Source organism: Mycobacterium sp. TH-M82, assembly GCF_057473605.1.
The window spans coordinates 1-9,330 of the sequence record NZ_JBYCKY010000260.1; the positions used below are offsets into that span (position 1 = coordinate 1).

Below are 9,330 nucleotides of genomic sequence, written 5' to 3' on the forward strand. Positions count from 1 at the left end.
CACGAAGAACAACTCCGCAAGCTCACCAAATCAGCACCCCGACGATGAACCATTCCGCCCGACACCGCGACTCCATGAGCCCGGATTAGCCGGTCAATGCTATGACAACGCCATGATCGAATCATTCTGGGGCAGAATGCAAACCGAGTTACTCAACCGCAAACGCTGGAAGACGCGGATCGAGCTAACCAACGCAATATTCGACTACCTGGAGATCTTTGACAACCGCCAACGCCGCAATTCCGCCCTCGGGATGCGCACTCCGATAGAGTTCGAACTGCTACACCAATCCGCCCAACCCGTGGCCTGAAAGCAAGTATGGCGACACCACCAAACCCGGGGCACATCATCTCCGAACTTACCGGGGCGATTCACATCGTCGATCCCGTCCATGCCCAGCAAACATTAACCAGACGCGCCATCCGGCATACGTGGCGCGACAGGACTGACCGGTGCATCGCACCGAGAGCCTACGAACGCGAACGCCCGAAGCCGGGCCGACATGACGTAAGTTCTACGACTAGTTAGTGCAATTAATATGCCCCGGAGGAATTACACGGCTGCTCGGACGGCCGCGGTCGGTTTTCATTATTCAAACCCACGTTCAGGGTGGACAAGAACCAACGTGTGCCGCAGGCGATGATTAACAACAGGATTGCAGCGACTTTGAAGGGCACAGGTTCGTGCCGAATGCTCGTCAGTGGCAACAGCGCGAACGCCAGGTAGCCGCTCAACAGCGTGATTGCCAACGACACAGTCCGTCGCGCCATCCGTATTAGCGGAGCTCGCCACACCCGTTCCGCCCCTCGACTGCGGTCACCGCGGTCGTGCGCCATTTTCCCCCCTTTGCTAGGCGTCTGAAAATACTATCCGCCTCTAGGCATATTGACAGCAAGATGACATTTCGGAGCCGTGCAGTTCCCCTCGGTCTTGGCGGCTTCTGCTTTGCTCGAGCAATTTCGGAGGTCGCATGGAAGCCGAAAGCTCCCGTGGTTGGATGTCTCCATAGATGCGACGGGCGTCACCTCCCTCGTCTCTGTGGGCCCGGCGCGAATACCGCATGCACACTCGGGGCGGAGCATCACCGTGATGTGTTGAAATGCCATTCGAACCGTTGGTGGTGGCTGAAGACGGTGCTTCGAGACGGGGCAGCAGGTGCCTCGATGCGGCCTCTCGTGCTGGCGTGGCATCTGCGGAAGAGACTAGCCGTGCTGCCGTAGCGGCGGCATCCGAGATTGCCTGTGCTGCCAGCGTTTCAACAACAGGCGCGAATTGCGGTATCAACGCGGACCCCAGGCAACCGCGTGAGGATGACGGTCGGCGCTGACACTAGTCGGGATTATCGGTTCTTTTTGTGTACCGTCATAGGACGACGGGATCAAGCCAGTCGCGTCAGCGCGCGGATGAAGTCAACGGCCGCTCGCCCCATGTCGGCGACAGCCGCGACGTCGCGAGTACGGATGACCGCCATGCTGCGAGCGTCCTGTCCACTTCTACGCCAACCTAATTCGCAAAACCCAAGAGGATCATTCTGACCCGTTCTTGCGCATTGAGACTCATTAGGTCAGGACGCTCGAGTAGACGTCTGAAAGCGTCTATCGCGATGCGACCCGCCTGGTCGGCATGGTTGCGCACCTCCGCGATCTTGAACGATTTCGATGCCGTGGCTACTCGTCCCGCAGAGCCATGAACTAGCGCGCTGCGCTGACGGTATAGCTTCTTGATCTCTGAGAAGAGCTGACTGCGCTTCTCGGGATCGTCGGGTGCCAGTAGCACCGACATGGCACCGGAGACGAGAAACGTTGTGCTCTCGGAGTATCCGACTATGCTCTCCCACGCGATCACGAAGTCGATGAAGCTATCAATGTGGTCAGTTCGTTCCGAAAGCGCCTGAAGGATTCGGGCACGTGCGAGCCTCAAGCTCTCGTGCAGGTCCGCCGTGGGCACGAAGTATTTCGCGATCCTGTCCGCGGTGATGCGGTCAACCACCACCCCTGCGAACGCGCTGGTGGCGTCACCGGACGGCCGCAGCGAGTTTCCTCCCCAGCCCCTCAGCGGATTAGGAAACACCGTGTAAAGCCAGATCGGACCGATCAGACGCCGCTGCTGCGATGCGAGTGTCATCGCGAAACGCAGTTGCAATATGCTCTCGGCGACTGATTCAGACAGCGCACGTTGTTCGCCGCTGTAAACGCGCAATCTCTCCTGTTCGGCGCTGAACTGGCGGAGTTCTTCAGGACCACTGTCGAACGGTCGCGTCGACTGGGCGACTACGTCGACCATCCGCAGCTGAACCGCCACTTCAGCGATGGCAGTGGGCTTATGGGAGTAGGGCACCCGTTGTTCAAACGCCGTGGCGCGACGAATGAGCATGCCTGGCAACGTAATCGGGGCGACGTCTTCGTCGAACGTAAAGTTTGACAGCCCCACAAACGCGGCGGTGGCCACCGGTTCTCCAGTCGCCAATTGACGGGCCGTCGTCAACGTTGTGTCGACCGCGTCGCACACCGTCAGCAGTACCTGATCCCCGGTGCCGCAACGAATCGTGAGCGAGGACAGGAGAGCTAAAGGCACTTGTCGAATGTCCAGGCTGCCGCCACTGCCGTCGGACCAATGGGCGATCACGTTCAGCAGGTAGTGCGCGCGAAGTGCACGCTCGCGCTCGCTGACGCTTCGGTCCGCGGCGGCGGCGCGGCGAAAGAGGTCCGCTATCGGCTCGTCTTCGCACATTAACCGGTAGAGAAGCTCCTCGTATAGAGGGTGCGATGCGAGCACATTCGCGAGTGTTGGATCCGGGAGTAACCGGGCGCCGACGAAGTCCATCGCCACAATCTTCAGCGCATTCAGCAGCGATCCATCATCGCTGACTTCAGGGCGAGTACCGCCGCACTTGACGTGAAGGTGTGTGGCTCTGCTGGTGCCCAAAGCTGGCTCGTACTTCACCAAGGCTTCAGCGATCGCGCCGTCCCTGAGTTCGTAGGGATAGCCGGGTATCGACGCGAGAAGTTCAATGACTTCGCCGATTACCTCGCGTTGAGTGTCGTTAGGTATGTGGTCGTACACATCTGAGGACGGCACGTTGAGCATGAAGCCAAACAACTCTGGTGAAGCAACTCTTGCTATTTCAAAGATGGTCATCCGTGTCTCGCGACCTTGCGCCTCCAACATCTCATCGAAGTCCATCGCAGGACCTCTGCGTCGTTTGCTTTCAGGGACGGCCGCAGCAACGCGCGCGTTCGATCGTTCGATCTCGACCTCGTAAGAAGCCAACTTGCCGGCCAACTGTTCGTCAGTCAGGCCGCCGCCTGCCCAGCTCGAAGAATCGAGGTATAGGGCCTCCAACCGTTCTCGCATACCATCTTCAATGTCACCGCGTGGCTTCCGCAGATCGATATAAGCTTCAGCTCCTGCCACCTGAAAGGCCGCCACGAAACCCGCCACTAGAACTTCCGCGGTAGTGCCGGTCTCGGGCTGACGTTCTTTCAGCTCGCTCGCGAAGGTGAGCGCAACACTCTCGCTGAACTCCATTCCCGACTCTCCATCGAGCCGCGCCAAAGAGTCGATGAGATCACGTAGCCATTTCCGCCACCGCTGCAGCGGGGGAACTGAGTCGACCATGGTGCCACCGTAGACGCAACTCACGACACTGATTCGCGACCTCCTTCCTCGAGAGCCTGGGTGCAAGTGTTCTGTCCACCGCGTAAGCATAATCGGGGACAGACGACGAAATCGTTGATCATCGCCCGAAAATGTTGCCTGAAGCTGTCGGTTCGAGCAGTTCCATAGTTGTGGAGTCCCTTTGAGCTGAAGGTGGAAGCCACGCATCGTAATCAAGGTCGACCCGTGCAGATACTCGGCATATTCCAACTTCCGGCGATAGGGTCGGTGGGGGAGGTGATGCAGATGCCTAGTGGCGACGGACTGACGGTTTACTGCCCGGAGTGCAAAGTCGCCCGGCCAGTTGCACGCGAAATGGGGGACTACTACGTCCTAAAGGTCTGCGGGCATACGGTGTTACGGGAGGGCTTTTCCGGCTAAGACCTTGTCATGTCGGTGAAAGTCCGCGAGATCTCGCGCGCTAGAGCCAACATCCTCCTGTCCAGTGTTCGGCGCCCGGAAGCCGGCTTCATGGCGCAGGAACTTGCGTGGTTCGAGACCGAGGACAGTCGTGTCATAGCAGTGCTCGTGACAGATGCGGACGGCGAATTAAGTTCGATCATCCTCGCGCGCGATGGCCGCGAACGCTTTCGCGCGGTGGCGGTCACTGATCCAGCTGAAACCATGTCGACGGCCGCAGGCATCTTGCAGCTAAAGCTTGAAGAGCTGATGCCTCACATCGATGCTTTGCGCATTCAGGGCGACGAGGTCGGCAAGCCGGTGGACTTCTTCCGCCCAGGGGTCCGCAAGGAAAAGCTGCATGCAAACTACCGTCGGCTCGCGACGGGGGACGACTTCGCTGCCGCGCGCTCGGTAATAAATGAGTTGATGCGCTGGTATGAGGACGTTGACGGGAACTTCATTGAGCAATTTCAAACCACGGGCTTCGACGCGCGGGTGTGGGAGCTTTATCTGTTTGCGGCTCTTGCCGAGGACAGACTTCAGGTAACTAGACCGGTGCCGGGGCCGGACATGTTGGCTGGCGGTCTCTTTGGTGCCTTCGCGCTGGAGGCCACCACAATCCAGCCGTCCAAGTCTACGGGCGGACAGACTGTACGCCCGCCCGTTCCTCACATGCGCGAGGACCTCGAAGCGTATGTGCGCCAATATCTCCCGATCAGGTACGCTGGTCCTTTGAGTGCCAAACTCCGCAGACGGTATTGGGATTTTCCGTCCGTTATTGGAAAGCCGCTCGTGCTGGCAATCCAGGATTTCCACGCTCCCCTCTCGATGGTCTACAGCTATCCTGCATTGCCTATCTATCTGTATGGATTTGTTCAAGTACCGCAGCGTGATTCGGATGGAAGGCTTACCGTCAAGGCCGTGCGAATGCTGGAACATAGGTGGGGCACCAAGGTAGTACCCTCTGGCTTTTTCTTCTTGCCTGGTGCGGAGTACATTTCCGCTGTCATCTTTAATGACTCAGGAACCATCAACAAGTTCAACCGGATAGGTGTTGGGGCTGGATTTGGAAGCGGCAGGGTCACGCTAGTCCAGAGCGGAATGGTCTGGGACCCCGACCCTCATGCGTCGGAGCCTTTGAATCGCCCCGGGATGTCCGGAGACTCCACTTCTTGGGAAGGTTGGAGTCATGTCAGGGAGTACGTCGAGGCGTTACCCGCCGGAGCTGCGGGAGCGGGCGGTGCGGATGGTCGTCGAGATCAGCGATCAGCACGATTCGGAGTGGGCAGCGATCTGTGAGGTGGCCCGGCTGCTCGGGGTTGGCACGGCCGAGACGGTGCGCAAGTGGGTGCGTCAGGCCCAGATTGATGCCGGCTCACGACCTGGCACGACAAGCGAGGAGTCCGCTGAGCTGAAGAAGCTTCGGCGGGAAGTCGCCGAATTGCGAAGGGCCAACGCGATTTTGAAGACTGCGTCGGCTTTCTTCGCGGCCGAACTCGACCGGCCAGCACACTAATCACCCGGTTCATCGCCGATCATCAGGGCCACCGCGACGGTCCTGATGGTCTTCGGTGGGGTGTCGAGTCGATCTGCGCGCAGTTGAGCAAGCTGGGTGTGCCGATCGCCCCATCGACCTTCTACGACCAGGTCAATCGTGAACCCAGCCGCCGCCAGAGCCGCGATGAGGTCCTCAAGGGTGAGATCGCGCGGGTTCACACCGCCAATTACGGCGTCTATGGTGCCCGCAAGGTGTGGCTGGCGCTTAACCGCAAAGGCGTCGCAGTGGCACGCTGCACCGTCGAGCGGTTGATGGCCGAACTCGGGCTCTCGGGGGCGGTTCGCGGCAAGGCTCGGCGCACCACGATCGCCGACCCGACGGCTGTACGTCCAGCTGACCTCGTGGGCCGCCAATTCGCCCCGCCAGCACCCAACCGACTGTGGGTGGCCGACCTGACGTATGTGTCGACCTGGTCGGGCTTTGCCTACGTCGCGTTTGTCACCGACGCCTACGCGCGGCGGATCCTGGGCTGGCGGGTCGCGGCGACGATGACTAGCGCGATGGTGCTCGACTCCATCGAACAGGCCATCTGGGCCCGGCAACAAGAAGGGATCTTCGATCTCAAAGATGTTGTGCATCATACGGATAGAGGATCTCAGTACACCTCGATCCGGTTCACTGAGCGTCTTGCCGAAGCGGGTATCCAGCCGTCAGTCGGCGCGGTTGGCAGCTCCTACGACAACGCCCTGGCCGAGACGATCAACGGCCTGTACAAGACCGAGCTGATCAAACCGCGAAAGCCCTGGCGCACCATCGAGGAGGTCGAGCTGGCCACCGCCGAATGGGTCGACTGGTTCAACCGCCGCCGGCTCTACGAGTACTGCGGCGACATCCCGCCAGTCGAACTCGAGGCTGCCTACTACGCTCAACAACGGAGACCAGCCGCCGGCTGAGTACTCAAATCGCGAAGTCTCCGAACTCACCGGGGCGATTCACCTTTGCCATTTGAACGCGTCGTGGCCGAGGGCCACCCAGAGACCTGGATCGAAGGTATGGATGTCTTCCATAACCCGAATGCCGTTCATCCCCTAGCTGAAGGGCTACTCAGGGGGGCCGCGCACCATCGACTGCTGCCTGACATGCAGATGGAAACGACGGGTGCAGGCTGGAAGCCTCTGGAGTCTCGAACTGAAATTAGGAAACTTCCGGGCTGATGACCCCGCGAGTCTTGCTTCTGGCTGGTATTTATCTGCGATGGCCAATTCCAGTCGTGCACAGGCTAAGTGAAGCTTTTGATGTTCCGTGTCCGGCCCCGTGGCATCGGTCGAACGGCAGGTCCTAGACAGGAATAGGGGCGGCGGCAGCCTCCGCGCACAGCGATGCCATTCTGACAGTGTGACCGCACGCTCGTACGCAGGATCCTGGTGGATCGGTGATGACTCAGACCACAAGCAACCAGGGATACTGCAAGTCACCCCGGGCGAGCGGCCGTCACTAAACCTCATCGGCGGCTTCGACCTCAGGGTTACGCACCCTTCGCCCACGGGTGGCGGCACTGTCGCATTCAACGGTGAAACACGCCGCGTCCTCGTTATCAACGTGACCGGACCCCGTGGACCAGTTCACGGGGTCCGGTCACGGGCAATGCGTGCTAACGAGAGTTTGATGTTCGTGAATCGCTCTACATGAATCCGTCAGGGTCATATCGCGCGACTCGATGGCTATTGGGCGAGAGGGTTCAGTGCTCTTGTTACGTACATCGCATCGAGCCGTGCATTTCCCTGACCAGGTCTTTTGCAGCGAAGATTAGCAAGCCTCTGCGACACGCCGAAGTTTTGTCAAAGTAGCCAGGCGTGTCTTGTCAATCTTCGCTGCATCTCGACATGGGGGTTCTTGTTTCCTGAATGCAGAGGTGTCGGCCTTCTCGAGTCTGTACGAGGCGCTTCGCCGTTCCGCTTGAGAATGGCGAGAGTTAGCCATCCGTCATACTCCAATGGCAGGCGAAGCGTTGCACTCCTGGCTCGATGGAATTGCGCGGCGGAGCGGAGGTGGGCCCCTCTGAGTGGTCAACTGGACCACCAAACGGGTCCCCCTCAATCCCACTCGGCGATGCGCGCCGGATGAGACATCTCCGTGCAGACGTCCAACCTGTGGGCAGTGAGGACGCCGCGTTCACCGCGCACGCCTACCGGCGCAACGAACGGTTCTCGAGGACGCGCGCGACCCCGACGGCGAGGATGTGCAGACCTACCGTTCTGCCCCCGGCAAATGCCGTCGAGAGTCTCACTACTACCACCGCCGGGAAGGGGCGGGCGCCTTCATGGCGCGGCATCGGTCGATGCGCATCGGAACACTTTCGCCGGCGCCGGAACCGTTCCAAACGGTGTCAGACCGTGGGCGCCTGATTGTCCGGCTGCGGTGTGACCGCGAAGCTCAGCTGACCCTGGGCGTCCTGCTGAACGTCGAGGACCTTGTCGTCGAGGAACGCGGTGGCCTGCGGTCCCAGAAAGACCTTGGCACCGTTCTGGGTGCCGACCACCTGGTCACCGGCCTCGGGCTGGTCGGTCACGGACAGTGTGAGCCGAGCGCCCTCCGGATGCTCCTGCACCGCGAAGCGCAGTCCCGCGGACTCCTGCTTGCCTTGCTGGTTGGTCAACGCGCTGATCGCCTCGGCGGCTGGATCGGTAATCGCGAGCATGGTCATCATCCCTTCGGTTAGCGTGCGCTCGTCACTCCGACGGTAGGCGCCCGGCGCGCCCGTGTCAGGGGGGAAGGGGTGAAAGCCGATACCGGCTGACGGTCGCGATCCGCGCACGACGAGCGCGCCGTGCGGCTGTCACCAGCGCATAGTCGTTTCAGCGGAAGCGGACGTGCACCGTCGCCAGGCCGAAGATCTTCCGGCCCCCGGACTTAGCGGCGACGATGATCACGCCGGAGCGGGTCTCGGGATCCAAAGACTTGATCCGGCCGCTGAATTCGATGTCCGCACCCTTTGCGGCGGACACGATCGCGGGCTGGGACAACCGCACCGCGTACCGGGTGACCGCGCCGGGGTCGCCCGACCACGCCGAGGCGAAGCCGGCGCCCAAGCCCATGGTGAGCATCCCGTGGGCGATCACGTCGGGCAACCCGGCCAGTTTGGCGATGCCCTCGTCCCAGTGAATCGGGTTGGCGTCCCCGGCCACGCCGGAATAGTTGACCAGGTCGCCGCGGGACAGTCGGGCGTGGCGCACCGGTAGCTCGTCGCCGACCGTCAGGTCGTCGAAGGACCGCGTCCCCGGCGTGCGGGCAGCGCCTGCCCCGGCGATCCGAACCTCGCCTTCGGGGCGGACCGTCTTCTCGTAGGCGCCGCCGGAGTTGCCGATCGCCACGAGGTCGACGTCGTGCATCATGATTTTCGGCGCGGCCAATTTGACCGCCGGGTCGACGTCCTCGGCGGTGACGCCGACGACGGTGGTGTGCAGGGTGTGCACCCGCTCGCCGGCGGTGTCGGTGAAGGTGTTGGTCACGGTGATCAGGTCTCTTCCGGCGAACCGGCGCACCGACGTCAGCTCGACGTCGACGCGCAGCTCGTCGCCGGCCACGATCGGGCGGTGCTGCTCGAAGACCTCTTCGGTCTGCATGTAGGTGTCGTATCCGACGACCACCGATTCGAACATACGGCGGTTACAGGCCATGCCCGGCACCGAGGTGAACGTCAGCGGCGCCACCAGACCCGCATACCCCAGGTCGGCGGCGGCGGCGACATCCCAGTGCGCGGGGTGGTAGTCCTG

6 protein-coding genes are annotated in these 9,330 nt (G+C 61.2%); 3 read left to right on the plus strand and 3 right to left on the minus strand.

Annotation, left to right across the window (positions count from 1 at the left end):
- Nucleotides 1-310 (plus strand): integrase core domain-containing protein (locus AC2VON_RS08100; RefSeq protein ID WP_486952487.1); only part of this gene is annotated, 310 nt, incomplete at its 5' end.
- A 1,193-nt stretch (nt 311-1,503) separates the two neighbouring features.
- On the opposite strand, the gene AC2VON_RS08105 is transcribed toward AC2VON_RS08100, so the two are convergent.
- A complete protein-coding gene (locus tag AC2VON_RS08105; RefSeq protein ID WP_486952488.1) occupies nt 1,504-3,618 on the minus strand; it encodes a hypothetical protein in 2,115 nt (704 codons plus the stop codon).
- A 429-nt stretch (nt 3,619-4,047) separates the two neighbouring features.
- Here AC2VON_RS08105 and AC2VON_RS08110 point away from each other — a divergent pair, with 429 nt between their 5' ends.
- A complete protein-coding gene (locus AC2VON_RS08110; protein WP_486952489.1) occupies nt 4,048-5,358 on the plus strand; it encodes a hypothetical protein in 1,311 nt (436 codons plus the stop codon).
- Nucleotides 5,249-6,510, plus strand: a protein-coding gene (locus AC2VON_RS08115; RefSeq protein WP_139809206.1) for an IS3 family transposase whose coding sequence is annotated in 2 segments (ribosomal slippage) — nt 5,249-5,537 and nt 5,537-6,510 — 1,263 coding nt in all. Because the reading frame shifts where the segments join, the coding sequence is not laid out codon by codon here. The genes AC2VON_RS08110 and AC2VON_RS08115 overlap by 110 nt, the downstream gene beginning before the upstream one ends.
- A 1,433-nt stretch (nt 6,511-7,943) precedes the next feature.
- Here AC2VON_RS08115 and AC2VON_RS08120 read toward each other — a convergent pair.
- Together AC2VON_RS08120 and AC2VON_RS08125 are read right to left on the minus strand one after the other, a co-directional pair.
- On the minus strand, nt 7,944-8,255 hold the full coding sequence (locus AC2VON_RS08120) for an iron-sulfur cluster biosynthesis family protein (RefSeq protein WP_407685449.1): 312 nt from the start codon (nt 8,253-8,255) through the stop codon (nt 7,944-7,946).
- A 157-nt stretch (nt 8,256-8,412) separates the two neighbouring features.
- Nucleotides 8,413-9,330: fused (3R)-hydroxyacyl-ACP dehydratase subunits HadA/HadB (locus AC2VON_RS08125; protein WP_486952490.1), on the minus strand; the 918-nt coding region annotated here is incomplete at its 5' end.